Origin of the sequence: Kribbella sp. NPDC003505 (assembly GCF_040610875.1) — a bacterium.
Taxonomy (GTDB): domain Bacteria; phylum Actinomycetota; class Actinomycetes; order Propionibacteriales; family Kribbellaceae; genus Kribbella.
Genome location: NZ_JBEXNA010000001.1, coordinates 588,451 through 614,873, shown reverse-complemented (window position 1 = coordinate 614,873; position 26,423 = coordinate 588,451). Strand labels below are relative to the sequence as shown.

Annotated in this window: 32 protein-coding genes; 12 read left to right on the top strand and 20 right to left on the bottom strand. The window is 67.4% G+C overall.

From position 1 onward, the window contains the following. Window positions 1-84 precede the first annotated feature (84 nt). Window positions 85-393, bottom strand: coding sequence for a dihydrofolate reductase family protein (locus ABZX12_RS02840; protein ID WP_355689227.1), 309 nt, complete (start codon window positions 391-393; stop codon window positions 85-87). Between the two features lie 1,000 nt (window positions 394-1,393). Next, complete coding sequence (locus ABZX12_RS02835) at window positions 1,394-1,705, bottom strand: EthD family reductase (protein ID WP_355689225.1); 312 nt, start codon at window positions 1,703-1,705, stop codon at window positions 1,394-1,396. Between the two features lie 206 nt (window positions 1,706-1,911). On the opposite strand from ABZX12_RS02835, the gene ABZX12_RS02830 reads away from it, so the two are divergent. Further along, window positions 1,912-2,265, top strand: a complete 354-nt coding sequence (locus ABZX12_RS02830) for a helix-turn-helix domain-containing protein (protein ID WP_355689224.1) — start codon at window positions 1,912-1,914, stop codon at window positions 2,263-2,265. A 162-nt stretch (window positions 2,266-2,427) separates the two neighbouring features. Here ABZX12_RS02830 and ABZX12_RS02825 read toward each other — a convergent pair whose 3' ends face one another. Beyond that, a complete protein-coding gene (locus ABZX12_RS02825; RefSeq protein WP_355689222.1) occupies window positions 2,428-2,967 on the bottom strand; it encodes a hypothetical protein in 540 nt (179 codons plus the stop codon). A gap of 126 nt (window positions 2,968-3,093) precedes the next feature. On the opposite strand from ABZX12_RS02825, the gene ABZX12_RS02820 reads away from it, so the two are divergent. Beyond that, a complete protein-coding gene (locus ABZX12_RS02820; protein ID WP_355689220.1) occupies window positions 3,094-3,669 on the top strand; it encodes a hypothetical protein in 576 nt (191 codons plus the stop codon). Between the two features lie 121 nt (window positions 3,670-3,790). Here the strand turns inward: ABZX12_RS02820 and ABZX12_RS02815 are convergent, their stop codons facing one another. After that, entirely contained in the window at window positions 3,791-4,102 is a 312-nt protein-coding gene (locus ABZX12_RS02815; protein ID WP_355689218.1) for a hypothetical protein, read from the bottom strand. 153 nt (window positions 4,103-4,255) lie between these two features. Here ABZX12_RS02815 and ABZX12_RS02810 point away from each other — a divergent pair, with 153 nt between their 5' ends. From ABZX12_RS02810 to ABZX12_RS02785, 6 genes are all read left to right on the top strand, one after another. Continuing rightward, complete coding sequence (locus ABZX12_RS02810; RefSeq protein WP_355689216.1) at window positions 4,256-4,441, top strand: hypothetical protein; 186 nt, start codon at window positions 4,256-4,258, stop codon at window positions 4,439-4,441. Between the two features lie 131 nt (window positions 4,442-4,572). Further along, entirely contained in the window at window positions 4,573-5,379 is an 807-nt protein-coding gene (locus ABZX12_RS02805; protein ID WP_355689214.1) for a hypothetical protein, read from the top strand. Window positions 5,380-5,501: 122 nt separating this feature from the next. Beyond that, window positions 5,502-5,747, top strand: a complete 246-nt coding sequence (locus tag ABZX12_RS02800; RefSeq protein WP_355689212.1) for a hypothetical protein — start codon at window positions 5,502-5,504, stop codon at window positions 5,745-5,747. Window positions 5,748-6,951: 1,204 nt separating this feature from the next. After that, entirely contained in the window at window positions 6,952-7,566 is a 615-nt protein-coding gene (locus ABZX12_RS02795) for a hypothetical protein (RefSeq protein WP_355689211.1), read from the top strand. A gap of 385 nt (window positions 7,567-7,951) precedes the next feature. Then, window positions 7,952-8,440 (top strand): hypothetical protein, encoded by a 489-nt coding sequence (locus tag ABZX12_RS02790; protein WP_355689209.1) that lies wholly within the window; start codon window positions 7,952-7,954, stop codon window positions 8,438-8,440. Between the two features lie 218 nt (window positions 8,441-8,658). Further along, window positions 8,659-9,612 (top strand): cyclase family protein, encoded by a 954-nt coding sequence (locus tag ABZX12_RS02785; RefSeq protein WP_355689207.1) that lies wholly within the window; start codon window positions 8,659-8,661, stop codon window positions 9,610-9,612. Window positions 9,613-9,703: 91 nt separating this feature from the next. Here the strand turns inward: ABZX12_RS02785 and ABZX12_RS02780 are convergent, their stop codons facing one another. The 13 genes from ABZX12_RS02780 to ABZX12_RS02720 form a co-directional block, all read right to left on the bottom strand. Further along, a complete protein-coding gene (locus tag ABZX12_RS02780) occupies window positions 9,704-10,186 on the bottom strand; it encodes a hypothetical protein (protein WP_355689206.1) in 483 nt (160 codons plus the stop codon). Between the two features lie 77 nt (window positions 10,187-10,263). Further along, complete coding sequence (locus tag ABZX12_RS02775; protein WP_355689204.1) at window positions 10,264-10,809, bottom strand: DUF2231 domain-containing protein; 546 nt, start codon at window positions 10,807-10,809, stop codon at window positions 10,264-10,266. A gap of 106 nt (window positions 10,810-10,915) precedes the next feature. Then, window positions 10,916-11,506 carry an AAA family ATPase gene (locus ABZX12_RS02770; protein ID WP_355689202.1) on the bottom strand — a complete coding sequence of 197 codons (591 nt, stop codon included), beginning with the start codon at window positions 11,504-11,506 and terminating at the stop codon, window positions 10,916-10,918. A gap of 32 nt (window positions 11,507-11,538) precedes the next feature. Then, window positions 11,539-11,898 carry a YciI family protein gene (locus ABZX12_RS02765; protein WP_355689200.1) on the bottom strand — a complete coding sequence of 120 codons (360 nt, stop codon included), beginning with the start codon at window positions 11,896-11,898 and terminating at the stop codon, window positions 11,539-11,541. Window positions 11,899-12,065: 167 nt separating this feature from the next. Further along, on the bottom strand, window positions 12,066-12,551 hold the full coding sequence (locus tag ABZX12_RS02760; protein WP_355689198.1) for an AAA family ATPase: 486 nt from the start codon (window positions 12,549-12,551) through the stop codon (window positions 12,066-12,068). A gap of 5 nt (window positions 12,552-12,556) precedes the next feature. Next, complete coding sequence (locus ABZX12_RS02755; protein ID WP_355689197.1) at window positions 12,557-13,111, bottom strand: dihydrofolate reductase family protein; 555 nt, start codon at window positions 13,109-13,111, stop codon at window positions 12,557-12,559. A gap of 134 nt (window positions 13,112-13,245) precedes the next feature. Then, the gene (locus ABZX12_RS02750) at window positions 13,246-13,677 is read right to left on the bottom strand and encodes a GNAT family N-acetyltransferase (RefSeq protein WP_355689195.1); all 432 of its coding nucleotides are present in this window, start codon (window positions 13,675-13,677) and stop codon (window positions 13,246-13,248) included. Next, a complete protein-coding gene (gene vanX, locus ABZX12_RS02745; protein ID WP_355689194.1) occupies window positions 13,677-14,279 on the bottom strand; it encodes a D-Ala-D-Ala dipeptidase VanX in 603 nt (200 codons plus the stop codon). The genes ABZX12_RS02750 and vanX overlap by 1 nt, the downstream gene beginning before the upstream one ends. Further along, on the bottom strand, window positions 14,276-15,343 hold the full coding sequence (gene vanA / locus ABZX12_RS02740; RefSeq protein WP_355689192.1) for a D-alanine--(R)-lactate ligase: 1,068 nt from the start codon (window positions 15,341-15,343) through the stop codon (window positions 14,276-14,278). Before vanA ends, vanX begins: the two co-directional genes overlap by 4 nt. Continuing rightward, window positions 15,336-16,328: a D-isomer specific 2-hydroxyacid dehydrogenase family protein gene (locus ABZX12_RS02735; protein WP_355689191.1), complete on the bottom strand. Its 993-nt coding sequence runs from the start codon at window positions 16,326-16,328 to the stop codon at window positions 15,336-15,338. The genes vanA and ABZX12_RS02735 overlap by 8 nt, the downstream gene beginning before the upstream one ends. Before the next feature lie 9 nt (window positions 16,329-16,337). Continuing rightward, a complete protein-coding gene (locus ABZX12_RS02730) occupies window positions 16,338-16,901 on the bottom strand; it encodes a VanZ family protein (RefSeq protein ID WP_355689190.1) in 564 nt (187 codons plus the stop codon). A gap of 4 nt (window positions 16,902-16,905) precedes the next feature. Further along, a complete protein-coding gene (locus tag ABZX12_RS02725; protein WP_355689188.1) occupies window positions 16,906-18,033 on the bottom strand; it encodes a peptidoglycan bridge formation glycyltransferase FemA/FemB family protein in 1,128 nt (375 codons plus the stop codon). Then, window positions 18,030-18,623, bottom strand: coding sequence for a M15 family metallopeptidase (locus ABZX12_RS02720; protein ID WP_355689187.1), 594 nt, complete (start codon window positions 18,621-18,623; stop codon window positions 18,030-18,032). Before ABZX12_RS02720 ends, ABZX12_RS02725 begins: the two co-directional genes overlap by 4 nt. An 87-nt stretch (window positions 18,624-18,710) precedes the next feature. Here ABZX12_RS02720 and ABZX12_RS02715 point away from each other — a divergent pair, with 87 nt between their 5' ends. Next, window positions 18,711-19,385: a response regulator transcription factor gene (locus tag ABZX12_RS02715; protein WP_355689185.1), complete on the top strand. Its 675-nt coding sequence runs from the start codon at window positions 18,711-18,713 to the stop codon at window positions 19,383-19,385. Further along, complete coding sequence (locus ABZX12_RS02710; protein WP_355689183.1) at window positions 19,378-20,472, top strand: HAMP domain-containing sensor histidine kinase; 1,095 nt, start codon at window positions 19,378-19,380, stop codon at window positions 20,470-20,472. Before ABZX12_RS02715 ends, ABZX12_RS02710 begins: the two co-directional genes overlap by 8 nt. Before the next feature lie 3 nt (window positions 20,473-20,475). Here the strand turns inward: ABZX12_RS02710 and ABZX12_RS02705 are convergent, their stop codons facing one another. Further along, window positions 20,476-21,123: a dihydrofolate reductase family protein gene (locus tag ABZX12_RS02705; protein WP_355689181.1), complete on the bottom strand. Its 648-nt coding sequence runs from the start codon at window positions 21,121-21,123 to the stop codon at window positions 20,476-20,478. A gap of 310 nt (window positions 21,124-21,433) precedes the next feature. Here ABZX12_RS02705 and ABZX12_RS02700 point away from each other — a divergent pair, with 310 nt between their 5' ends. Both ABZX12_RS02700 and ABZX12_RS02695 read left to right on the top strand, forming a co-directional pair. Then, the gene (locus ABZX12_RS02700) at window positions 21,434-22,723 is read left to right on the top strand and encodes a family 43 glycosylhydrolase (RefSeq protein ID WP_355689179.1); all 1,290 of its coding nucleotides are present in this window, start codon (window positions 21,434-21,436) and stop codon (window positions 22,721-22,723) included. Between the two features lie 7 nt (window positions 22,724-22,730). Next, window positions 22,731-23,885, top strand: a complete 1,155-nt coding sequence (locus ABZX12_RS02695; protein WP_355689177.1) for a hypothetical protein — start codon at window positions 22,731-22,733, stop codon at window positions 23,883-23,885. A 40-nt stretch (window positions 23,886-23,925) separates the two neighbouring features. Here ABZX12_RS02695 and ABZX12_RS02690 read toward each other — a convergent pair whose 3' ends face one another. Further along, window positions 23,926-25,413, bottom strand: a complete 1,488-nt coding sequence (locus ABZX12_RS02690) for a sulfatase-like hydrolase/transferase (protein ID WP_355689175.1) — start codon at window positions 25,411-25,413, stop codon at window positions 23,926-23,928. Further along, window positions 25,410-26,417 (bottom strand): aliphatic sulfonate ABC transporter substrate-binding protein, encoded by a 1,008-nt coding sequence (locus ABZX12_RS02685; protein WP_355689174.1) that lies wholly within the window; start codon window positions 26,415-26,417, stop codon window positions 25,410-25,412. Before ABZX12_RS02685 ends, ABZX12_RS02690 begins: the two co-directional genes overlap by 4 nt. Between the last annotated feature and the right edge of the window lie 6 nt (window positions 26,418-26,423).

Sequence of the window (26,423 nt, the reverse complement as noted above, 5' to 3'; positions counted from 1 at the left end):
CGCGAGCTCGTTGACGTCAAGGAGTCGTTCGGCGCGGCGAGTGCGAGGAGGTCGCCGCGCTGTCGGTGAGAGGACCCCTGGGATTCAGCTTGTGCGGCGGTAGTGCATGGCCACCACCCCGTTGTGAAGCGGCTCCGCCGAGAGCAGCTCGAGCCGGCGCGTGCTGGGCAGCCCGCCCTGGTACAGCGTCGGGCCGTGGCCGGCGATCCGGGGATGGACGAGCAGCTTGTACTCGTCGATCATGTCCAGCCGGTCGAGCTCGGTCGCGAGCTTGCCGCTTCCCAGGAGAACCCCGGCCGGGGTCGCGTCCTTGAGCTTCTGCACGCCCTCACGCAGATCGCCGTCGATGTGGTGGCTGTTCGCCCACGGGAAGTCCTTGCGCGTCGAGGACACACGTACTTGGGTTTGGCCTCCAGCTTGACCGCCCACTCGCGCATGGCCGGCGGCGCTTCCTCGTCGCCGCGGGCGACGGCCGGCCAGTAGCTCTCCATCAGCTCGTAGGTGACGCGACCCCACAGCATTGCCCCACCCTCGTCCATGAGACGGGTGAAGTACGCGTGCGTCTCGTCGTCGGCGATTCCCTCCTGGTGGTCGACGCAGCCGTCCAGGGTGACGTTGAGGCTGAAGGTGAGAAGTCCCATGTCCGGCGAGTCTAACGCCGCTACGCCGCGTCGTACGCCGGACCGCCCCCCAGAGACGCGATCGGTCCGGAATCCATTGCACGGAAGAGGTCAGGGGTCCGAGCCCCTAAGCTCCGCCCCCAGGCTAGAGGCCGGTTTTCCATTCGGCAGACCGGCCTCTCGCGTGGCCTGAGTGACTACCGGCGTACACCGGCCATGTAGCTTTTCGCAGATCTCGAGAAGCAGCGGTAGCGAATCGTCGATGGCGTGCATCCTGTCCTCGGCGACGGCCGTGTACGGCGGGCCTGCGGCCGGCATCGCCTCGCACGGCACTGGCCACGCCAAAGCCGTGCGCCGTGTGTCGACTCACCTGGCTGGCCAGCGCCAGCATCGACTCCCCACCCGGGAGTCCCGGCGTACAGCCGCGAAAGGGGTCGATCTTCAATATCAGCGGCGTCGGTGGGATCTCGTCCAGACGCTCCCAGCATCCGAGGTGGGTCCGAAGCTACATCGAGTCCACCCGATCGAGATAAGACCGGAAAGCCCAGCCGAGCCTCGGGCCGACACGCATCCGAACCCGCGCGATCCTCAGCCGCCCGCCCCGGGCGGGCCACGAACACTCGCCGTCGTGGCGAGGCTCCCGGCCACCCAGGATGCGCCAGAGCCTCAGCTGTAAAGAGGGCTCGCGGGCGCCCGATCTACCGATGCGAGTGCGGGCACCGACTCCGCAAAGATCGCTCACCGCGGATACGGCGGTGCCCTCAGGGCCAGGCTCAGCAGGCTCCGTTCTGCACCGGAAAGTCCATGACGATCACACCACCGGTGGCGTAGTTGGCGACATCGGCAGACACCTGCCGGCCCTGCGGAGAAGACCTTGCCGCGGTCATCGCCGCAGCGTCAGCGAACTCGGCCTCGAAGACCGCGAAGTACGGCGTCTGCCCCTGCGTCGCTGTCACCTCGAAGCTGTAGCGAAATGCGAGCAGGCCCGGCATGCGTGCGACCAGCGGGAGGTGCTTGCTCACGTAGTAGTCGCGGAAATGGCCGGGATCGGCCGGCTCGGGATACAGAACCAACAGCTTGTGCACAACAACCTCCGTTCAGCGGCGAGCGACCACAACATCCCCGGGATCCCGGAACGTCGCCATACCGGCAGCTTGTTTATCACCGGTCGGTCGCACGACCCGGTAGTAATCGCCTCCCGAAGCCGTTGCCAAGCGCTTCGGAAATCGAATCAACAAGACCTACGATAGTGTGTCTGATATCGAAGCAGCAAGAGGGGACGGTACGACGGATGGCGGCACCCAGACCGGGACGGGCGGTCCGAGGGTCGAGCACCGGCCGGCCGCTGATGGCCGCACTCGACCTGCTCGGCCGAAGGTGGAACCTGCGGATCGTCTGGGAGCTGCAACACGGGCCGGTCGGGTTCCGTGCATTGCAGGAGCGCTGCGACAACATGTCCTCCAGCGTGCTGCGGCAACGGCTGACCGAACTGGTCGACGCGGCCCTCGTCGAGCAGCATCCGGACACCACCTACGCCCTCACCGAGCTGGGCAGCGGCGTCTATCGCGCGCTGCGCCCGCTCGTCCGGTGGTCCGCAGAGTGGGCCGCGACCCTCTCCGCCGCCGATTCCAAAGACACCCGCTAGAGCTACAGCTATCGAGGCGCTGGGTCCCTCGGAACGTGTGGCCCAGACGCCCCGTGCGCCCGACATCGAGCAGGCCCATCGACATCCGCGCGGACCGCGGCTGCTTGCGGACGTTCTGCTTCGTGCGCGGGCGAGGGCTCACATCCTCGGTCGCACGGATCCTCAGTCGAGGTGCTTCTTGACGGCTCCCATGAAGTCGCCCAGGGTCTGCGGTGTCACCTCGGTCGCCCCCAGGTCGTGAAGGGCCTGCCGAGCGGCATCGCCACCCCGGGGCGCGCCAGTGGGAAGGACTTGCTGCGCGCTCGCGGCTTGGAGCTCCGCGGGAATGGGCAATTCGAGGGCAGCGAGCAGCCGCACTACGGTCTCCTCCACGAACGGTTCTGCCGGATGTTCGCCGTCTGGATCTGCCAGCAGCGTCTGGAGCCGGTTCGTGTCCACGACGGCACCTGTTGCCGCCCTGGCCCAGTCTGCTAATGCCTGCGCTTCGAGTGCAGGGTTAATGGGGTCGTTGGCCTCGGGGTCGTCGAAGTAGTGCCGGGGCTCGAAACCCAGGAAACAGCGACCTGAGGCGCCGCCTGCTACAGGCGCGTACTCGATTGATGCCAGATCGCTGTCGTGCACATCGATGAGCAGGTAGGGCTCCTCCTTCGAACCCGAGCACCACGCACCGTTGGAGAACCTGAACTGCCCGAAGAATCCCATGCGCGGATGCTAGGGCTGCAGGCCAGGATTGTCTGCCCCGCTAGTGCCCGCTCGTCGGCATAACCGCGCGGAACGCGGCAGATCCGGACGTTTCGCGATGCCGCAGTCCATGGGCATGCTAGTGCGATGAGCGGGACTGAGGATCCGGCGGGTGACGGGCGACGCCAGGCCATCAAGGACGGGTTGGTCGACCTGCTCCGGTTCGATGAGCACCACCGTGGCCGGTGGCTGGACCGTCGTCAGCCGGCGCCGAATGAGCGAGCCAACTGGTGGCTGTATCTGTTGTTGGTCATCGATCAGCAGATGGATGGGCAGTCGCGCCGACGGGCGGAATGGACCGAACTGAAGCTCTGGCTGCTGCGCCAGGGGCAGGCACGGGCTGTGTTCACCGAAGCAGACAGCGCCGAGCAGCTGGCGTACTTCACGATGAGGATGCGGCGTGCGGGTATCAACTTGGCGGTGCTGCCATCGGCTGACGAGATCGTCCGGGCGTGCCTAAACGCCCTCCCGGTCCATCTGGACGAGGTCGCGTTACTTGCTGACCGGCGCGACCTGAGCGGCCTTGACCGTGCGCAAATGCGCCAGTCCCGGCAGGCGAAGAAGCTGGTCAGCGCCGCCCAGTGGCACCTGGACGAAGTCCAGGACGCGGCGCTCGCCTCTCTGCTGCGCGAATGGATCGGCGTCAAGTCGCAGCTCGTGTAGCGACCCGCGTCGTCCGCGCACGTTCAACGGGAGCCCTCGCCCTGGTAAGGCGCACGATTGGCTTCGAGCGTCCCGCTCGCGCGTGATCCCGTCGCACTGTCTGCGGCTAGATGAGGACGTTCTAGTCCCCGTTGAACAAGAGGTAGCGGTGCGGGCTGCGGTTCGTCTCCAGAATGAGCCGGTCTAGCTCATCGAGCATGGCGATCTGATCGGGTGCTAAGCGCTGAGTCCTGAGGTGCGTGACCTCCCGCATCAGCAGGCGCTCGCACTGCCGACGATTGAAGATCGTGTCGTCGTACGGATCGACGCCGTAGAGCAGCGGGGTCTCCTCGGGGGTCAGCAGATCATAGGGAGGCGTCCACGGCCGGTTGCCCTCAGCAAGTCGCTCGCCAGGCGCAGCCCCAAATGCCCTAACCCACATGGTGATCGCCACGGGCCGATTGTGGCATCACTTCGGATCGTCGAGTCGTCCGCTCGTCGGCATGAGCGCGCGGAATGCGGCATGAGAGTGCGTTTCGGTCGGGCTGTGGGAACATGGCTCGCTGTGAATGCTTGGGAGCACGAAGGCCGCAGCTTCGAGGTAGTGATGGCTTCAGATGTCATCCGCGACGGGATGGGTCTCGAACTAACGGACCTCGGCTCATCCGAGACCGGCCCCGCCCTTGAGGCGTTCTGGCACGACGACGACACCGGCTTCGACTTCATCGTCCATCACGCGGGCACACTCCCGGCCGCCGCGAAGAGGAGTCTTCCGCCCACCGAGGAGTCCTGAGAGCGGTCCAGCGGACGATCGCTCATCGGCATGACAGCGTGGCTCGCGGCACTGCGGCTGGACTGCGTTCCGCGTAGCATCGCGGGTTGCGCTCGACGTTCGACTAGGCAGTGGAGGCAGGTGGGTGACGGGTGAGGTTCGACTACAACGTGCTCAGCGTCGATGTAGACGGCGTCATCGATGCGTTGGCTGTTCACCACGCGTACGTTGCTGGCGGACATGACGGCGTCAACCTCCGCGTCGCGCGGAACACTAGGTTGCCCGATCTCGAATTCCTTCGCGACCTTCCAGGGCTGCGCTACGTCGAGGTCACCGGACCAGTTGCCGACGACACCGCGGCCTTGCTGATACCCGGAATCCGCGAGGTTTTCCTTCTGACAAGGTGCAAGAAGGCGCTGCCAGACCTATCCGGCTCAACGGTCTCGAAGATCGGCCTCGACAGCCGACCGGGCCTGGAACAGGTGGCCGCGATTGGCCTGGATGAGTTCCACGTATGGGGCTGGCGCGGGACGGACTTCACGTTCCTCGGCGATCAACCAGGCCTTCGACGACTAAAAGTGGAGGCAACCCGCCAGCTTGTATCGCTTCAGGGTCTGCAGCACTGTCTACGGCTCGAGTACGTCGAACTGCTCGCCCTGCGCGCGACAGGCCTGGCCCCGCTGGCCCAGGCAAGCAGGCTTCAGCACCTGTGGATCATCGGCGATCGACGCATCACGGGCCAGGTCACGTTGGATCTGGCAGACCTGGCCGACCTCGCCGAACTCAGACAGATCCGCATCACCTTCGGCGGCACGATCGCCACGCTCGCTCCGCTGACCGGTCCCATCGGCCGTCGCCTGAGAGACTTCCGCATACGTGGCACCAAGGTTGGCGACGGCGACCTCTCGCCGCTGCAGTCAACGCACCCAGCAGCAGACGTCGTTGGACCGGACGACTGACACTGAGAAGGATCTGCTAAGCGCATCCCGGCGGCGCAGGATCGACAGCACATGCGCGCACATCGGCATGACAGTGCGCGGAGCGCGGCAGTTTCGGACGTCTCGGATGCCATCATGCGGCCATGACAAGACGCGTAGCTCAAGCCGGGAACACCGTCGTTCCAGCCATCCTGGCCATCGAGTCGCTCGGCTTCGAAGTTGCCGCCGATGGAGGCGGAGTCGTCGCGCACAGGGGTGACGAGGAGTACGTCGCGGACGATCCTGTGGCGCTCCTCGGATTGATCCGCTTGGTCGAGTTGCGCTCTTGGACGTGGTACGCCAGCGACCAGGAGATCGATCGAACGCTCCGTCGGTTCGGCTGGCACTGACGCGCGCACATCAGCCTTGGCCGCGCTTCACTCTAGGCGGCTATGTGCGGACGTCGACCGATGAGGTCAGCCTGCTGCCATCTACTGTTGGCGCCATGCCATTGAGCAGCATAGATCTGCTACAAACGCTGCGGCGATGTCGTCGACGCTGTGCGTGGCTTGCGACTGTCGGGGTCGTCGTGGTTGCTCTCACTGGCGCCTGGTTAGTGTCGCGCCGCGGGCCTGATTCGTCGGCTATCGATTTCTTACCGAGCGATGCCGCTGCACGGACCGCCTGGCCAGATTCGACCGTTCGGCCGAGAGGATCCGATCCAGTTCACCGAATGTATGAGCGCGAGTCCAGCATCTTGGACATCAAGCTTGCCGATGGAGGGTACCTCGGCATCACTGCCCTGGATTACTCGAGTAGATCGGGCGCTTGGCTTGCGTCGAAGGTGTTCTCTCCGGGCTGGAACGGCTACTACTGGGCCAAGTTCCCTCTGCGCGGTGAGCCAGACGGTGACCAGACCCGGTCGTTGCCGGGTGGAAGTGTCCTGGTCGGTTTTGAGTGTCCGCCATCCCCGGGGGATCAACTGGAATGCGGTCGGTGGATCCTGTGGTGGAAACGCGGCCACGGAATTTGGATGGTCCATTGGGCGCCGACCAAATTGGCGACCACGTCAGCCGCTATTGAGATCTTGTCCCCGCTGTGGGACAGCTGATGTCGACGTGAGGCGCACAGCCGCGCAACCAAATGAGCAGCCCACAACGACCGGCGGCGCGCGCCCGTTGCCCGTAGCCCGCGCCGGAGACCCTTGCGACCAGCCCGCTTAGCGGCCGGTTACCAACGTCCTGCCATCGGCTGCCAGATCCGTGCGTTGGTCGACGCGCAGGTGACCGCGGGCCCAGCCCATCGTGCATCAGTTGGCGGACATGTAGCGCGGGAGGATCGGCGGGCGCCCAGTCCAGGGGCGTGGAGGGCAGGGAATGGAATCCGCCAAGTTCCGCCGCAGGTCTGTGGCTCTTCCGGTCACGGACGAGCCGTTCTTGTTGTGCCGGGGAGGCTGCAACTCCAGTTCCTCTGTGCGGTTGTCGTTCAGCTTGAGATCTGGTCGTCGTCGCAGCCCTGTCGTGATGCTGCTGCGGAACCGGCCGCGGTCGGCTGGATGCGGGGCGCGTTGTGGCGAGTGAGGCACCGTCGTGGGGCAGACTGGGGCGGGTGAGCATGTTCAAGCGGCGGCATCGACCGGCTGAGGGGCTGGTGGCTGAGGCGGCTCGGAATCCGGGTGGGTGGGTCTACGAGATCGACGGGGAATGGGTCGACGATCCGAACGGGTACGTGCCGCCGGAGGCGATTCGTGGAGGTTGGCAGGTCGACGACGCGGGGCAGATCACCGGTGACTTCGTACCTAACGAGCGGCATGGGCGTCCGCGGGACGACTTCGAGCTGCTCACCAAGGCGGATCATTGGCTTGACTGGCTGGGGGATCAGCCCGGGCGAGCTGTGCGCGACAGGATCGAGGAGATGCTGGCGGAGCAGGTCGACGGGGCCAAGGTCGAGTGGTTGAAGGTCATTGCGGAGCCGAGGTTCCTGACCGGCGGCAAGCCGCTGCCGGATGATCCGGGCAAGGCGCAGGTGGTGCGTACCGGTCTTGCCGTGGAGTTCGGGTTGTCGGTGGTGCAGCCGGATGGGCAGCGGGACGTGCTGACAGGGGTGTTCAGCCTGGCCGTGGCCGCGATGGACGGGCCGGCGGCGCGTGAGCAGTCGTGGCTCGATCTTGGTGAGACCATCGATCAGGCCGGGCCTCTCCTGGAAGAACGGCTGCTGTCGCTCGGCTGAACGAAGTACCCCCAGCGCTCGTAGAGAGCTTCAAACGCGCGGGGATGTCGAGCTGACGGCAGCGTGGCCGCCGTGACGGGGTGAGAGCGAGGCATTGGTCGGCGGTACGGCGAATGCGGGGCAGTCTTTCGCCAGGGCGAGCTGGTGGCGCGGCCGGCGCAGCGCGTCCGCTCTGCACGCGAATCTCCTTGCGCTGAGGGAACATGGCTTCGAGGGGCGCCGGTACCGGTCGGCCTCACGGACGGTGGCTGTGAGAGCTGACTTCATCCCCGGCGACGTGCCTCTGCCGCCGTACCCGGACTGGGCTTGCTCTCATCGAGCAGGCCACGGATGTATGCCGAGCGTTTGTCGCGGCACGCGTGGCCGACAGGGTGCCCACCGCTAAGTGGCCCAATCACCGGAGCACCGCCGGGTACTCTCGCTCTTCGACCCGGTGGCGGCCGAGCGAGGGCTGCCGGCCGACGCCGCACGTCGTACCCGCGAGGGCCTTGCCCAGTTCTCCGAGCAGGCGCACTCCGCGAGCTGGCTCGACGGGAGCGACTTGGCAGCGATCGACCTCGACGAGCCCGCGGTACGGGTCGATGCCAGGATCCACAGGTACACACGCGGCGCCGATAGCACGTGGGTGTACCACTCCAAGGCCGGTCAGGATCCCGCGTGGGCCGCTGCGACGGGTCACAGTCTGGATCAAGACGGCTCTGCGTTTCCCGAGGGCACCGAGTGGTTGGTCGGTGATCGCCTGTACCGAGTGGAACGCCTGCGCCGCCGCGACGTGATCGGCGGCGAGTGGTCACCCGTGTTCGAGGTCATGCGGGTCCTCGCCGGTCTGCACGGACCCCGCAACGTCCGGCTCGTGGTCTGGTTCGACGCCTGACCGACGGCGTGAGAGCGGACGTCAGACGAAGTGCGGCGAGCATCCAGATGTTCGAGAGTTCCCCGCTGCATCTCAGCCTCGCCGCACATCGTCGCAGGCTTCGAGAGGCGCTCCAGCGGTGGCGGCTGACCCGGTGGTCTGGTGTTGTGTCAGGGGAAGTGAGCGGCGGGGATAGCCTGCGTGCGGTGGTGCGGTGGTGCGGGAGCGGAGGAGTTGGGATGACGGCTGGGCGAGTGGTGCCTACTCAGGATGAAGTGCTCGGGTATTTCGACACGTTGTCCAACTGGGGACGGTGGGGTGAGGACGACGAGCTCGGGACGTTGAATCTCATCACGGACGACGTACGGCTCGCTGCGGCTCGGGGAGTGCGGTATGGGCGGAGTGTGTCGTGCGCGTGGGAGGTCGCCGTACCGGAGGAGATGGAGCGGGCGACCACGACGTGCCCGTGTGCCGCGGAGATGCCGGGTGCGGAGCACATGCCGGCGGCGTTTCACGCTGATCGGCATTGGGGGTTCTCCAACGAGCGGCTGGGGATCCTGTTCCACGGCAACACGATCACGCACCTCGATTCGCCGTGTCACATCTACTGGGACGGCGAGATGTACAACGGGCGCTCGCATTCGCTGGTCGACGCCGAGACGGGATCGGCGTGGGGCGCTGTGACGGCGGCGGCGGACGGGATCGTGACCCGTGGTGTCTTGCTGGACGTTGCGAAGGTTCGTGATGTGCCGTGGCTGGAGCCGGGGCAGGGTGTGTTCCCCGACGACCTGGAGGAGGCTGAGCGCCGCCAAGGGGTGCGGGTGCAGCCAGGCGATGCGGTGCTGCTGCGGACCGGGTACGGCCGCGCTCGGCACGAGTCCGGTCCATCGGGCGGTATCACGCAGGCCGGCTGGCATGCGTCCTGCCTGCCGTGGCTGCATGAACGCGGAGTCGCGCTGATCGGCGCTGATACCCCGCAGGATGTTCAGCCGTCGGGGTACGACGCCGTACTGATGCCGGTTCATGCCGTGAGCCTTGTCGCGATGGGGCTGTGGTTGCTCGACAACTGCGACCTGGAGGCGTGCGCGGCGACGGCTGCCGAGCTCGGTCAGTGGGACTTCCAGTTCGCGGTCGCACCGGTCCGCTTCGCGGGCACCTCCGGCAGCCCGGTCAACCCGATCGCGACGTTCTGATGGCAGTACGGCGCATCGAGAGGGCTGAACTCGGTGGTCGCCGCCGGTACCGACTGTGCCGCTGTCGGCAACGAGTTCACCAACACGTACGTCAGCCGGTCGTCGGCTGTGCCTGGTTGTAGTATCCGGGCCCGGCGACCAGTACGGATTCAAAGTAGTTGCCTTCGGCATCGTCGGGATCTTCGGGGGTCGTCGAGCGCCAGACGGCGAGCAGCAGCTCCGGCGCGGTGTACGAGTGTCCGTTCTCCTCTTCGACGACTCGGGTCGTGCGGCGCAGGGCTTCCACGAGATCCGCGGCAGGGGTCCGGAAGATGTCCAGGCCGCCGTACGTCACGGTGACACCCGGGTCCGTCGGTCGCCCGAGCTCGATGGCCTCGGCACGATCGTCCGCGTCGAAGTACGCGCTGAGGAACAAGCCGCTCGGATGCATCACGCACCAGCCCGCTCGGTCACCTGCAGCTCGGCAGAGCACCTCCGGGTCACCGAACTGCCTCATCGTCGCGATGACTTCGTCGCCGGTCGCGCCGAGTTCGAGCGGGCCGGCGGACCTCGGTGGGTGCAGCTTGATGATCACCAGCGCATCATCTCCGCTGGCTGCCGCTGCGCGGAGCGGGCGCCGCGGCGGATGGCGGGCGAGTGTGTTCGGGATGGCTAGTCAGGGTCGGCGGCAGGAGCTCGGCGGGCGGTTCCGCGGTGTAGGGCGAGGTGGCCGCCGAGGAATCCTGCGCCGGCTATGACCGCGTTGCCGGCCAGGGCAAGTCTGGCGCCGGTCCCGTGGTTGCCGCGGAGGCGTGCGACGAGGGAGCTGGTGAAGAGGAGGATCGCGGTGTCGGCGCCGAGGGCGTGAACCGCGCCGATGCGGCGTTCGGGGCCTGAGAGGCCGGCCCAGTCCGCGGCGCCTGCGAAGGCGGTCGGCAGAGACGCGAGTACGCCGAATCCGGCGAGCAGGGTCGACGCGCGACGCGAACCCGCTCCGCCGGCAATGTCCAGCAGGGACGTGCTGAGCCAGCAGCCCGTGGTCACGTCGGTGAGCGGTGGATGGAGTGAGTGGCCGAGTACGTCGCTGTGCAGCGGGCTGCGCTGCATCCGCTCGGTCAACCGCCCGTACGCCAGCTCCTGGGCGCGAGCGATCCGCTCGGCGACCGAGCTTTCCCCGACCGCTCGAGCTACGCGTTGCGGCAAGGACTTCGATGCCACGATTTCACGATAGCGCCGGGCGGCTCTGCCGTGGAAGGAGTCGGGATCCCGGCTCAGTGAAGCAGTGCGGCCGCGTGGCGTGCTGCACCGGTTGATCTGGCGTCGATCAAGGAGTTGCGCGTGCCGCGGTCAGGATTTGGTGGGCGGAGGTTTCTGGGGTCTGGTTGGTGGTGTCTACCCAGAGGTCGTAGTGCATTCCGTCGTGTACGCGTGCCTCGGACCAGCGGGAGAGGCCTGCTGGGCTCTTGCGGGTGACCTCTCGGCGTTCGAGTTCGGCCAGGTCGCAGCGGACTCCGACCGTGAGTACGTCGAGGTCTGCCAGGGTTGTGCGCCAGTGGTCTCTCACTTCGGGGCCGAGCATCATCTCGTCGACGATGACCGGATTGCCTGCCTGGACGAACTCGCGGACGGCGCGATGGAAGCCTTGCAGCATGCGTAGTCCGATCGGCCCGTACGCGATTCCGCAGACGGGTTTGCCGTTGTCGTCGGGCAGGTCGACGTACTGGAAACCCTGCGCGCGATGCGCCCCCATCGAGCCGCCGGCCCATTGGGAGGGGACCATCGCGAAGCAGGTGTCCAGACCCATCAGCAAGTACGGCTCGTCGAGGGCGTCTTGTAGTGCGGTGCCGAGCGTTGTCTTGCCGGCGGACGAGGCGCCGTTGAGAAAGATGACCGAAGGCTTGGAGGTTCGCGTCACACGCAGGAGGATATCCGCGAGGCGCGATCAGCTCAGATGTCCAGCTCCGGGTCGCGCATGAACTTGCGGACGTCCTGGGCACAGCGGCAGGCAGTGGCCTGCTTGGCGGCCCACTGCAGCGCGTCGTCGCGGGTGGGGACCTTGACGATCATGAAGCCGCCGATGAGCTCCTTGGTCTCCGGGAACGGGCCGTCGGTGATCATGCCGTCGGTGGCGACGACGGCATGCTCCACGTCGTTGTTCTCGTAGTCCAGACCGCCGCCGAACACGTACACCCCGGCGTCGATCGCCTCCTGGACCACCGCGTGCGCGGCCTTGCCCACCACGGGCCAGTCCTCCTCCGCGAAGTGGTCCATCGAACCCTTCTCGAACGAGATCAGGTAATGCGGCATCTCATCACTCCTGTCCGGCGGCCGATCCGCGCCCGCCTCTCACCTGTGCAACGAACGCCGCACTGCGAATCCGACATGCTGCCGGCCGGACACGCGGGCGGTTGCGGGTTGATCTGCCGGGCGCTACCAGTACATCCGGGTACGCCGTCGTACGGCTGCGGCCGCGATCAGGAGCCGGCGAGCTCCAGGACGGTGTCGACAACTTCGCTCAACGGGCGGGCGGTGTCGATGATCGTTCCTTCCGGCACGCCTGCTCTGGTGGCGTGCAGGCGGAGTATGAACTCCCTTTGCTGGGCGTCTGCACCCCAAGCGCCCCGGTTGCGGAGTCTGTGCTCGAGTGTCTCGGCGTCCACGTCCAGCACGATCACGTTGTCGAAGAGGTCGAGGAACTTGTGGAGGTTCCGCGATCCGCCGCAGAAGAAGGTGACGTCGTTCGTTGTGTCGGCGGCGATTTCGCGGACCTTGGCGACGTCCCAGATGTGGTGCTCGTAGCGGATGTCACCTTCGGTCGGCGTGCCGGTGTCCGGGTCTCCCTGATACGCCAGCTCGTTGTCGCCGTCGACGGCGTTGTACCCGCGCCGCCGGAGTTCTTGGCAGACCGAAGTCTTGCCGGTCCCGGAACCTCCTTCGACGAGGTAGTTGCGCTTCGCCATGCGCGTCATCGTAACGACCGGCGGTAGCGTTCGTAGATCAGGCGGGTGGCGACTGTTCTGGTCTCGATGAGGTCCAGGGGGATGGGCTTGGTGACCGGGGGGAGGAACGGGGTGCCGCCGCCGATGACGACCGGGTGTCGGAGCATGCGTAGTTCGTCGACGAGGTCGAGCTCGATGGCTGCCGCGGCCAGGGCGGCGCCGCCGATACCGACGTGCTTGTCGGTCGCGGCTTGCGCGGTGGCGATCTCGTCGGCCAGTGGTGCGGTGGCAAGCCGGGCGTTGCCGTCAACGCTGTCCAGCGTGCGGCTGAAGACGACCTTCGGGAGAGCGCACCAGACCTCGGCGAAGGCGGCTCCTCGTTCGGTGTCTCTGAGCGATTTGTCCGTGTCCCAGACCAGCATGATCTCGTACAGCCTGCGGCCGAGCAGCATGCAGCCCAGCTCGCTGGTCTCGGCGATGTGGAAGCGGTACTGCTCGTCGTTCGTGTCTCCCCAGTCGAGCCCACCGTCACGGTCGGAGATGTAGCCGTCCGCCGACACACCCATCGAGTAGATCAACATGCCACCACTCCTAGTCTCCGGCAGCCCGCTTCCGGCCACCTCTTACCTGTACTACGAACAGCCCGGCCCTGATCCGACAAACCCGCCGGATCCCAGATCCTCGGAGGTACGAAAGCCGTGGGGCCGGGTGCGGCCTACGTGAGGGTCCTCAGGAAGCGGGACGAGGTTGTGGACTGGTCGGTGTAGCCGTGGGATTGGTAGAAGGTGTGGGCGGGGGCGCGGTGGTTGGAGCTGGTTACTTCCAGGCGGAGGCAGCCTCGGCTTGCGGCGAAGGATTCGGCGGCCTCCAGGAGCAGGGTGCCTACGCCGTGGCGGCGGGCTCGGGATGAGACCACCAGGGCCACGATGCGGGCCCAGGTGCCTTCGCGTTCGAAGAACGGGATGACGTGGACGGCGATGACGCCGAGGAGACGGTTGTCTGCCTCGGCGACGTACGCCGCGCCGGCCGGGTCGTCGGCCCACGCCCGCAGGCGGGCTGCGGTGACGGCTGGGTCCGGTTGCGGATAGCCGAGTTCTTCGAGCAACGCGTCGACGGCGTCGGTACTGCCTGCCGGTCGGATCCGCATCACACGATCGGGAAGTCGAAGTACGTGTCGGGATACGGCTCGTCCCGCAGCGTGTAGTGCCACCACTCGTGGGCGCAGCCGACGAAACCGGCGGCCTCCATGACGGCACGGAGGTGTTGCCGGTTCTGTGCCTCGATACCCGAGATTCCGGGTGCGCCGTGGTGTGAGATCGGGTCCATCAGGTCGTGGCCGCCGCCCATGGCCGCGAGTTCACCGGTCTCCGACGAGTACAGCGTCAGGTCGACGGTGCTGCCCCGGCTGTGGCCGGATTTCGCGGCCACGTAGCCCGACGAGATCATGTCGGCCCGTGCGATGTTCGGGTAGTGGCGCGCCTTCGTCCTGCCGTCCTCCGGCTGCGACGACCAGCGCAGGAAGTGGTCCACGGCGCGCTGCGGGCGATACCCGTCCCACAGCAGCAGACCGAAGCCGCGCGCCGCGGCCTTTCCCGATGCCGTTTCCAGTGCCGCGCACAGCGCCGTGGTCCCGACGATGCGATTCACCAGATACCCGTCCACGGGTTTCCCGACGAAGTTGTCCCAGGTCGCGTACTTCGCGTCCCACCGGATCCCGGGCACGTCGACGTACCCGAAGTCGGTGTTCACTGGAGTTTCCCGGTCAGCGTCACCGACACCAGGCGGTCGATCACCTCGCCGAGCGGTACGCCGGCCGCCGCCATCATCCGCGGATACCGGCTGTACGAAGTCATCCCCGGGAACGTGTTCACCTCGTTGAGCACCGCCCGCCCGTCCGTCGTGAGGAACATGTCGACACGCGCCAGCCCGCGGCAGCCGAGCGCGCCGTACACCGCCTTCGCCGCCTCCTGGACGAGCACCCGTGCCTCGTCCGGGATGTCGGCGGGAACGATCGGCGTCGAGTTCTCGGAGCCGCTCTCCGGCGAGTCCTCCTGGTGGATCTTGAAGAACCCGTGGGTCAGCGCGATGTGGTCCAGCTCGCCCGTCATCAGATCCAGGTCGTTGCCCATCACCGCGCAGCCGATCTCACTGCCGACGACCGCTTCTTCGATCAGGATCTTCGAGTCGAACTGACGCGCGGTCTCCAGCGCACCCTGCAGCTCGTCACGATGCGAGACCTTGCTGACTCCGAAGGACGAGCCCGACCGGGCCGGCTTGACGAAAACGGGGTAGTTGAACTGCTCGGCCTCGACCGGCTGATCGGCCGTGACGATCCAGAAGTTCGGCGTCGCGATCCCCGCGCTCCGGGCGACGGTGTACGTCAGCGCCTTGTCCATGCACTGCACGGAGCTCTGGATGTCGCAGCCCACGTACGGAATGCCGGACAGCTCGAGCAGGCCCTGGATCGCGCCGTCCTCGCCGCGTTTGCCGTGCAGAACGGGAAGCACCACGTCGAGATTGATCGTCCGGTACTGCCCCACTCTGATCCGGGATCCCAACCGGTCGGATTCCAGGACGAGCAGGCCCTGCGTACTGCTGTCCGGCGACAGCACGACCGGGATCGACTTGCCGATCTCCCAGTCCGGACCGGGACCGTCGCACAACTTCCAGGCGCCCTGCCGGGTGATTCCGATGTAGTACGGCTCGTACTTGTCCAGGTCGAGGTTCCGGGCGATCTCCTGCGCGGACTTGACCGAGACCGGGTGTTCTTCGGAATCGCCGCCGAAGAGGATGCCGATCTTCAACTTATCCATGGTGCTCCCTGCTTCCGAAGTTCAGGCAATTGACGATGGAGTTCTCGACCGTGTCGCGGAGTGCGTGGTCGGTGTAGTAGGCGGTGTGCGGGCTGATCAGCACGTTGGGCAGCCGCTGCAGTCGCAGCAGCAGTTCGCTGTCGACGGGTTCGTTCCGGCGGTCGGCGTAGAAGATGCCTTCCTCGCCTTCGAGTACGTCGAGTGCCGCCCCGCCCAGTCGGCCGCTTTCAAGAGCGTCGATCAGGGCAGAGGTGTCGAGGAGTGCTCCGCGGCCGGTGTTGATCACATACGCGCCGGGCTTGAGCTGCTCGATCCGCCGGCGGTTCAGCAGATGCCGGGTTTCTGCGGTGAGAGGCGTGTGGAGCGTCACGATGTCGCTGTGCGGCAACACGTTCTCGAGCGGGACCCTCAGACGCTTGTCGTAGGCAACGACTTGGCAGCCGAAGCCTTGCAGCCGGTCGATCACCGCGGTGCCGATGCGGCCCGTACCGACGACGCCGACGGTCAGGTCGCGCAGTTCTCGCCCACGGATCGGCTCCAGGCGGTAGTCGTGGGCGTCGGTGCGGCGAAGGATGGATCTCACGTTCCGGATCGCCATCAGCATGAGCATCACCGTGTAGTCCGCGACGCTGTCGGGGGAGTAGGTGACGTTGCCGACCGTGATGCCGAGCCGTTCGGCGTACTTCACATCGATGTGATTGCAGCCGATGCTTCTGGTGGAGATGTACCTGACGCCGGCGCGGCCGAGTGCGCGAAGCGTGGGGTTCGTGACTCGGGTCTTGTGGCCGACGCTGATGCAGGCTCCGGTGACCAGATCGACCGTGGCCTCGGAGACCGGCGCTGCGGTGATGATCGGGGTGATCCCGAAGCGTGCCGACAACTCCTGGAACAGCGCGGCTTCGTCCGGTTCGCATCCGAAGATCGTGATGCCCGTCAGGCGTTCGGCACTGTGGACGGCAGTCCCTGCCGGTTCGCTGTGGGTCATGCCTTCAAGTCAAGGGGAGGTGGTGTTGCCGGTCCGTATCCGGTTTTCGATATGCCCACGAAATGTGGGATGCCACCAGGGGCGTGAGGCCAGTGCCGCCAGCCCGGCGCCGAGTGCGTTGAGGAGTACGTCGTCCACCGACGTCACCCGATCAAGCCGCAGGACGTACTGCGCGAGCTCGATCAGCACCGAGCAGCCCGCCGCGAGACCCAGGACCCGCGGGATCGACGCCAGCCTCGCGAACCGCAGCGGAGCGAAGAAGCCCAACGCCGCGAAGACCAGTAGATTGCCGACAATCTGCCAGGGTGACATCGACAACAGATCGCGCATCGGAATCAGGCTGAGCCGGCCGGGGACCTCACCTGCCCCGCTGCCTGGCAACATCGTCATCCAGACCCAGGGCACCGTCCCGTACACCATGCCAACCTCAGCGACCGCCATCCACCAGGCCCGCGCCGACGTTCGCCGTGAGGCCAGCGTGCACGTGAGGAGTATGGCCAGCGGGGCGGTTGCGACGGTCAGCAGCGCGACGCCGGTGTAGGTTCCGAGCAAGTGGTACCAGTCGCTGATCATCCCGCTACTTCCGCTTGCTTCTGAGGTGCTCGCGTCGCCTCATGTACAGGTCGAAGGCTCGATACATCACCGGGCGCAGCGGCAGGTCCCACTCGCCGACGTAGCGCGCCGCCTGGCCGCCGGTCCCGACCTTGAACTGGATCAGGCCGACGTGCGGATCGTCGGCAGACAGCGTGGGCGTGATGCCGCGCAGATCGTAGACGTCGCAGCCGGCCGCCAGTGAGTCGCGGATCATTGCCCACTGGCAGGCGTTCGAGCCGCGGACGTCGCGTTTCTCGGTCGCGGAGGCGCCGTACGAGTACCACGCGTACACGCCGACCCGAACCAGGATCGTAGCGGCGACGAGGTCACCGGAATGATGTGCCAGGTAGAGCTTGATCCGCTCGGAATCCTCGGCGCTCATCGCCGCGAACATCGTCTCGAAGTACTCCAGCGGCCGGGGCGTGAAGTGGTCGCGCGCAGCCGTGTGGACGTACAGATCGTGGAACGCCTTCAAGTCGTCCCCGACTGTGACCTCGACACCCGCCTTGGCCGCCTTCTTGATGTTGCGGCGCCACAGCTGGTTCATCCCCCTGAGCACGTCGTCCTGGCTCCGGCCGGCCAGCGGAAGCTCGTACTTGAACTGCGGCTGACCCGCGCCGAACCCGTCCTCCGGGCTCTGTGGCAACCACCCGGCCGCACTCAGCTGGCTCGTCACGTGAGCGCCCAAAGCATCGACGGCGCCAGGCACCTCGGTAAGCCGCCCGATCTCCGGATCGGCGATCCCCGCCTTGACCTGCTCGGCGCTCCAGCTGTGCGTGCGTAACGGCGGCACAAGCCGGATTGCGAACGCCCCGTGCGCCTTCAGGTACGCCGCCAGCGGATCGAGCCACCTGCTGAGCTCACCGGTCCAATCAATGGACGGCCCCTCGGGCAGATAGGCCAAGGTATGGCGTTCGAGCCGCGGCACCGGCCGATGCAGAACCAGCCCGGCCCCAACGAGCCGCGGGCCGTCGTACCAGCCGAGGGACTCGCTCCGCCACTCGGTCTTCACCCGGGCCCACGCCGGCGTCTGCAGGAAGCTGACCGACCGCTGTGTGCCGATGTACGCGAGGTGCTCGGCAGAGCTGATCGGCGCGACGCTGAGCGTCACCCCTGCATCCTCGGGTCGTGCGTCGGGTCGGCGTACCGCGGCGGGCAGCCGTGGGTGATGGCCTCGGGCCGCAGCTCGTAGTGCCACGGCTCGTTGTCGTAGATCTGGCACAGCCCGTACCGCGCGCCGTGCTCGGCCAGCCAGGCCGTGGCGTCGGAGCGCCCGATGTCGATCGCCTGACCCGAGACATGCGGCGACGTGGCAGGGGTGGCGACCCAGCGAGCGGCCTCCTCCCTCGAGCCGTACTTCGAGACCGCGTCGCGCAGCAGTTGCTCCTGGTACGCCGGTGTGCGCCACCCGCTGTTGACGTAGAACTTGACCCCCTCGTTCCCGGCGTCGGTCGCGGCCCGGCGCAGCGCGCCGAGCAGCGCGGGGTCGAGGTTGCCGACCGCCGGGATGTGGTCGTCGAAGACCGTCACACCCTCGGGTACGGCGCCGTCCGCCTCGCCGAGGGTCGCGCCGGCCGAGAACGACGGGAACGCCAGCGTCTGATGGACGAACACGCCGATGATCGCCACGTTCGCCACGACGAGGGCCGCGCGGATCGACAGTTTGGTACGGCGGCCTGGTGCCGGTGCGCTGACGGACATGGGTCCAGTCAAATCGGCGCGGTGTTGCCGGCGTGTATCCGGTTTTCGATACGTGCGCGATATGTGCCGCCTCGTACTATCGAGGATGTGCGGGTGCTGATCGTGGAGGACGAACCCGAGATGGCGGGCGCCATCCGCGACGGCCTGCGCCTGGAGGCGATCGCCGCGGACGTGGCCGGTGACGGCGACACCGCGCTGGAGCTGCTGGGTATCAACACCTACGACATCGCCGTTCTCGACCGCGACATCCCGGGCCCGTCCGGCGACGAGGTCGCCGAGCGGATCGTTGCCTCCGGCAGCGGGCTGCCGATCCTGATGCTGACCGCCGCGGACCGGCTCGACGACAAGGCGTCCGGGTTCGAGCTCGGCGCCGACGACTACCTGACCAAGCCGTTCGAGCTGCAGGAGCTCGTGCTGCGCCTGCGCGCCCTCGACCGGCGGCGCGCGCACAACCGGCCGCCGGTGTGGGAGATCGCCGGACTGCGCCTGGACCCGTTTCGCCGCGAGGTCTACCGAGACGGCCGGTACGTCGCACTGACCCGCAAGCAGTTCGCCGTACTCGAGGTGCTGGTCTCCGCCGAGGGCGGTGTCGTCAGCGCCGAGGACCTCCTGGCGCGGGCCTGGGACGAGAACGCCGACCCGTTCACGAACGCCGTACGGATCACGGTCTCGGCGCTGCGCAAACGCCTCGGCGAGCCGTGGCTGATCGCGACGGTGGCCGGTGCAGGCTATCGGATCGACACGGGGCCGAAGCATGGTTAGGGAGCCCGGGCTGAGCGTTCGGCTCAAGCTCACGCTCAGCTACGCGGGTTTCCTGATGCTCGCCGGCGCCTTGCTGCTGGCCGCCGTCTGGGCGTTCCTGCTGCGGTACGTGCCCGATCGGGCGATGCTCATCGTCCCCAACGGGATCGACGACGGCGTCTTCCCGGTCCGCTCCGTGCTGCTGCGCACGTTCGCGCCGCGGGCCGGCGTCGTGCTCCTGATCCTGCTGGTCTTCGGTCTGGCGGGTGGCTGGCTCCTGGCCGGCCGCATGCTCGCCCCGCTGACCCGAATCACCGACGCCACCAGGCTGGCCGCGACCGGGTCGCTCTCGCACCGGATCCGGCTTCCCGGGCCCAGTGACGAGTTCCGCGAGCTCGCCGACGGGTTCGACACGATGCTGGCGCGACTGGAAGCACATGTCAGCGAGCAGCAGCGTTTCGCGGCCAACGCGTCGCACGAGCTGCGGACGCCGCTGGCGATCACCCAGACCTTGCTCGACGTCGCCCGCAACGACCTGAACAGCGACAACCGCGTCCTCGTCGACCGTCTCCGGGCCGTGAACAACCGCGCGATCGACCTCACCGAGGCGCTGCTCCTGCTCAGCCGCGCCGATCAGCGGTCGTTCACGCCGGAGCCGGTCGACCTGTCGCTGCTGGTGGAGGAGGCCGTCGAGACCCTGCTTCCGCTCGCGGAGAAGCGCGGCCTGACGATCGAGGTGTCCGGCGGCGTCGCGATGGCCGAAGGCTCGCGTGCACTGCTGCTGCAACTGACGACGAACCTCCTGCACAACGCGATCGTGCACAACCTGTCCGACCACGGCACCGTGTGGATCACGACCGGCGTTCGCTCCGGCACCGCGGAGCTGGTCGTCGAGAACACCGGCGAGGAGCTCTCGCTGCGGCTGGTCGCCACGCTCACCGAGCCGTTCCAGCGGGGCGCCGAGCGGACCCGCACCGACCACGGCGGCGTCGGGCTGGGCCTGGCGATCGTCAACACCATCGCCCGCGCCCACGAGGGGAACCTGGCGCTGATGCCGCGGATCGGCGGCGGGCTGCGGGCCACGGTGCACGTGCCCGCCGCCCGGTAGGTCTCAGCCTTTCCTGAGCGTGAAGGTCAGGTGCGTGACACCGCTCGGAGACGCGACCACCTCGACGGCGTACCTGTCCTCGAGCGCCTCCAGGCCGTCCCACAGCCGCACGCCGCGGCCGAGCAGGATCGGGACCTGCGCGACGTGCAGGTAGTCGATCAGGCCTTCGGCGAGGAAGTCCCGGACGACGGTGGCCCCGCCCCCGACGCGGACGTCGGCGCCGTTCGCCGCGGCCTTCGCCTGCTCGAGCACCTCGGCCGGGGTCGCGTCGACGAAGTGGTACGTCGTACCGCCCTCCATCTCGACCGACGCGCGCGGGCGGTGGGTGAGGACGAAGACCGGTGAGTGGAACGGCGGGTTCGGGCCCCACCAGCCCGTCCAGGCCGGGTCGTCCTGCCAGCCGGGCGGGCCGAACTTGCCGGCACCCATGACCTCGGCCCCGATCCCCGGCTCGTGCTGCTCGGCGTACGCGTTGTCGACGCCGAGCGTGCCGCCGGGCAGCCCGTCCGCGGCGTGGAAGAACCGCGTTCCGACCAGCCACTCGTGCAGCCGCTCCCCGGCATGCCCGAACGGCGCCTCGAGCGACTGCCCGTCACCCGTGCCGTACCCGTCCAGCGAAATCGCGAAGTTGTGAACCCGCACCTCGGACATCTGAAGCTCCTTCACATCACCGGCACCGCCTCCCGGCGCCCTCACAGCAAGGTCGGATCCGCCGTCCCCACCTTGACATCGGCAGCTGGACAGTACGTATACGTCCACTGGCCCCGTCCTCAGGCGAGGCGCCGGCCGGATTACGGCGCAGTGGACGTATACGTACTGTCGACCTGCGGGTCTTCGGCGTTGGGCCAGGAGGGTGCCGTAGGCGAAGCCCTCAGCTCCGGCAAGGCTGGTCTCACACCGCTCAGCATGAACCTTTTTGCCGGTTCTTCACCGTTGAAATGAGTCTGATTAGCGTGCGCGCATGGAGATCAACAGGAGAACGGTTCTAGGCGGTTTGGCGGGTGTCGTGGGCGCGGCCGCGCTCCCTTCTACGGCGGCGTACGCGGCTGCGGGGCGGTACCCGGCGGCCTGGCCCGAGCCGGAGCCGTACGGCGCGGCCGACACGCGGCTCGATCTGTGGCCGCGGGACGACAACTCCTTCGTGCTGCCGCTCGAGCTGCGGCCGCGCGACGCGGAGCTCGGTCGGGTGTGGATGCGCGACACCTACGTGAACTGCTTCAAGGTCGACGGCCGCCCGCTGTACGTCGCAACTGGTACGACACGCGTACCGGGCCTACCCGCAGCCGGACCGTGGAACGACGGCATCTTCGTCTGGACAGCGCCCTCGTTGCACGGGCCGTGGACACTCGCCGACACGACCGGGATCCGGCCCGACGCCGAGCGGGGCAAGGTCTGGTCGCCGGAGTTCGTCGGCGAGAACACACCCGGCCGCACCGTCGTCGCGCCGTGGCAGGAGTACTGGTACGACACCCAGTTCGGCAAACGCGGCCAGGCGTGGGCGCCCGAGCTGCACTACTTCCGCGACACCTGGTACATCGTGGCCTGCATGGGCGACCACTCCCGCAAGGTCGGCTCGTTCCTGCTGATCAGCGAAGGCGGCGTCGAAGGCCCGTACCGGCTCGCCGAAGGCAACCTGGACAAGCCGTTCGGGGACTCCTTCATCGGCGGACCGGGCTTCATCCTGCCCGGTGCGTACCACCACATCGACGGCGGCCTGTACTCCGAGGGCGATCAGGCCTGGCTCGTGCTGCACAACAACCTCTACGCACAGTTCCGCGACGACATGGAGGACATCGTCCCGACGACCGGTCTACCGGCCTTCCAGCAGAGCCCGTACATGCCCGAGCCCTACTTGGAGGGCGCATACGTCTTCAAGCACGGCGGGAAGTACTACCTCCTGCACGCGGCCTGGGACCGGGCGTCGACGAACCCGGACGGCACCGCCCGGAACGCCTACGATCCGCCCGCGCCGGGCCGCGTCCAATACCAGTACGACCTGATCATGGCGGTCTCCGACCACTTCGAAGGCCCGTATTCGCACAGGTGGACTGCGGGTGTCGGTGCCGGGCACAACAACATCTTCACCGACGCGGCAGGCCGCTTGTGGGCGACCTTCTTCCGCAACCCGGCCGCCGGCTACTGGGCGGATCCGGCCCGCGTCGGTGACGCCGCCGTACCAGGCGTCGTGCGGATGGAATGGACCGGACCGGGCAGCGACCGGATCTACGTCCAGCGGCGGAAGAACGGCTGAGCCCACGATGCCACGTGTCCTCAACCGCCTTCTGACGGTCGCCGGCGCGTTGGTCCTGGTGAGCGGCGGCTCCCTCAGCGGAGCCGCCGCGACCACACCGACGCAATCGCTGCCGGCCCTCGGTGCCCTCGGCGCCAACTACAACGAGAACCTGGACCAACTCGACTACCGCGAGCTGCGTACGGCGCGCGCGAGCTGGGTCCGCGGCTTCTACGTGCTGCCCGAAGCCGACACGGTGCCGCCCGCGCAGAGCGAGACGCTGCGCGTGATTCGGCAGGCGCACGAGCGCGGCTACAAGACCGTGCTCAGCCTGAAGTTCCCGAAGACGAACACCTCGTTCCCGCGGCCGGGCAGCGCGGAGATGGCCGCCGAGCTGGCGCGGCTGGATCGCGTTCTGCCGCTGGTTTTCGGGACGGTCGACGTCGTCACGATCGGCAACGAACCCTTCATCGAGAGCCTCCCGGCCGAGCGCGACGAGCACCTCAACGACTTCTACGAGACCATCGCCCGTCACGTCATCGAGGCCCGGCCCGCGAACAGCGTCACGCACCTGTTCATGGGCGCCTTGAACCGGCTGGATCTCCCGCAGAACCGGACTCCGGCGGTCGAGCGCTACCTGCGGTTCGTCCGCGAGACGCCCGAGCTCGAAGGCGTCGACCTGCATCCGCACGTCGCCGAGGAGGCCGCGATCCAGGCCTTCCTCGACTACACACTGCCCCGGCTCCGGCCCGGCCAGACGTTCCTGGTCACCGAGTTCTCGCTCGTCTGGTACTGGCAGCAGCACCTGACCGACCGCATCCCCGCGGCTTTCGCCAGGCGGTACGGCTATTCGCCCGACCGGCAGGTGTGGGAAGTCATCGGCGACGCCGTCAAGCAGCCGTTCCCGGCCCGCAAGTGGAACGACCTGCTGTCCGAGAGCCCGTGGTTCGAGTCGAAGAAGCACTTCCTGCGCGACGAACTCGAACGCTTCCGCGCCACGGGCCGGCTCGCGGTCGCGACGTACGGCTTCCGGCAGATCCCGTCGATGACGGCCGGCTGGAGCGCCACGAAGGCGCCGTGGCTGCTGAACAGTGTCTTCGCATCGCTCACCGTGCAGCCTCGGGCCGACGCGATGTCGACGCCGGGCTACGCCTGGATCGACGACTTCCGCGCACTGCAGTAACCGAATCGTGGGGCCCTCCCGAAAAGAGGGCCCCACGGCTTCACTTCTGGTACGTCGTCTCGTCGAGGCCGCTCATCGTCGGGTCGTAGCCGACATCGCCCACGTCGTACATGGACGTCATCCAGTGATAGAAGTTGTCGCCCCGCTCGCGCAGCACCGTGTACAGCCGCCGCATCAGCTGCGACCGTACGCCGGCCTGCTCCGGGTGCTCGTACACGTTGAGCAGCTCGTCCGGGTCGAGCTCCAGGTCGTACAGCTCGTTCACCGAGTCCGGATTCACCACGAGCTTGTACCGGTCCGTGCGCAGCATCCGCTGCGGATAGGGGAAGTGGTGCCCGTGGAACTCGCAGACGATGTCGTCGTCCCACTCGGCCGGCTCGCCGCCCACCAGCGGCAGCAGGCTCCGTGAGTCGACCGCGTTCTTCGGATCGGCCCCGGCCAGTTCGAGGATCGTCGCGGTGCAGTCGAGCAGGCTGACGAACTCGTTCCGTACGACGCCCGCCGGCTGCCCGGGCACCCGGAGCAGACCGGGCGTGCGGTAGATGTCCTCGTACATCGCCGGCCCCTTGTCGTGCAGCCGGTGCGAGCCGGTGAACTCCCCGTGGTCGCACGTGAAGAACACCGACGTGTCGTCGGCCAGCCCGAGCCGTTGCATCGCGTCCAGCACCCGGCCGAGCTCGAAGTCGATCAACGCGACGTAGCCCTGGTAGATCGCGATCAGCTTGCGCGTGGTCTCGATCGGCATCGTGTCGAACGTCCAGTGCGCGCTGTAGTTCTTCTGCACCATCGGCTTGCCCTGGAACGTCTCCGCCACCGACCGCGGCAGCTCGACGTCCGCCGGGTCGATCAGGTCGAAGTACTCGTCCGGCAGGATGTACGGCAGGTGCGGCCCGAAGAAGTGCAGCGCCAGGAAGAACGGCTTCCCGCCGTCCGCGGCGTACCGCTCGAGCATCTCGATCGCCCGGGTCGCCAGGTAGTGCTCGAACGTCGCCTCGACCGGCTGGTGCAGGCGGGCGGCGAGCAGGTTGCCCGGCCCGCCGTTCGGCAGCGTGCCGCGGATCCGGTCCGAGATCTCGTACGGCGGGAGGTCCCGCTCCGCCAGGTACGCCAGGTAGTCCGGGTGATCGACCGGGTTGTGCCAGCCGGGCAGGTCGGGCCCGTCGAAGCCGAAGTCACCGGCCGACTTGTCGGTGCCGACGTGCCACTTGCCGATCAGCCCGCAGTTGTACCCGCGGTCGCGCAGCGCCTGGGAGAACGTGAAGGTGCCCTCGCCCAGGTCTTCGAGGTAGCCGACGTTCCGCTCGTAGTTCGCCAGCAGCTTGTGCCGGAACGGCGCCTGCCCGGTGAGCAGGCTGGCCCGGGCCGGCGTACAGATCGCCGTCGGCGTGTACCACCGGTCGAAGCGGGTTCCGGTCCGGGCCAGCTCGTCCAGGTTCGGGGTGGTCCCCAACTGGTTGCCGTAGGCACCGAGTGTGTCCACCCGGTGCTGGTCGGTCATCAGGAAGAGGATGTTCTTCGGCTGGGTCACTTGGAGGCCGCCGCGGTGAAGAGGTCGCCGGTGTAGTAGGTCTTCGGGTCGACCTTCGACTTCAGCTTGCCGGCCTGGACGAAGTAGTCGGCCATCCCGTTCAGCCACTTGTCGATCGTGCCGTCCTTGGTCTTGGCGTCCAGGTCGTCGACCGACAGCACCTTGACGTTGCCCGCGTCGGCCTTGACCTGGTCGACCGGCACGTTGAGCATCTTCGCGGTCAGCTCGATCGACTTGTCCATGTTGGCGGAGCGGTAGGCCATCGCGTCGCGCAGGACGGCGATCGTCTTCTCGGTCTTGTCCTTCTGGCCGGACACGACGTCGTTGCCGGCCACGAAGGCTGTCGGGAACGAGACCTGGGACTCGAAGTCGGAGTTCTTCGCGAGCTCGGTGAGATCCGGGACCTGCTTCTTGATCGTGCCGATCGCCGGGTACCAGAAGCCGGCTGCGTCGATCTTCTTGGACGCGAACGCCGACACGATCGTCGAGGCGTCCATGTTGACGACCTTCACGTCGCTCTTCGTCATCCCGGCCTTCTGCAGCGCCAGCGTCAGGATCATGTCACCCGACGTGCCTTCCGGTACGCCGACGGTCTTGCCGCGCAGCTGGTCGATCGACGTGGTCCCGGAGCGGGCGATCACCCGGTCGGCGTTGCCGAGCGTGTTGATCGCGATCACCTTGGCTTGCCCGGAGGCGGGCAGCCAGAACGCGCCCGGGCCGATGTAGCCGAAGTCGAGGTCGCCGGTGCCGAGCGCCTGGATCTGCAGCGGGCCGTTCGTGAACACCTTGGTGCTCGCCTTCAGGCCGTGCTTCTGCCAGAGCTTCTGGTCGTTCGCGATCGCCAGCAGGCTGGTGCCGTTGTAGTCGGCGATGTAGCCGAAGTTCACCTCCTGCAGCGGGCCGCCGTCGGCGGCCTTGTCGTCCGACCCGCCGCAGCCGGCGAGCGCGAGCGTGAGAGCAACGGCGCCGGCAGCGAGGGCCGAGAGCTTGCGTGAGACAGACATGAGGTT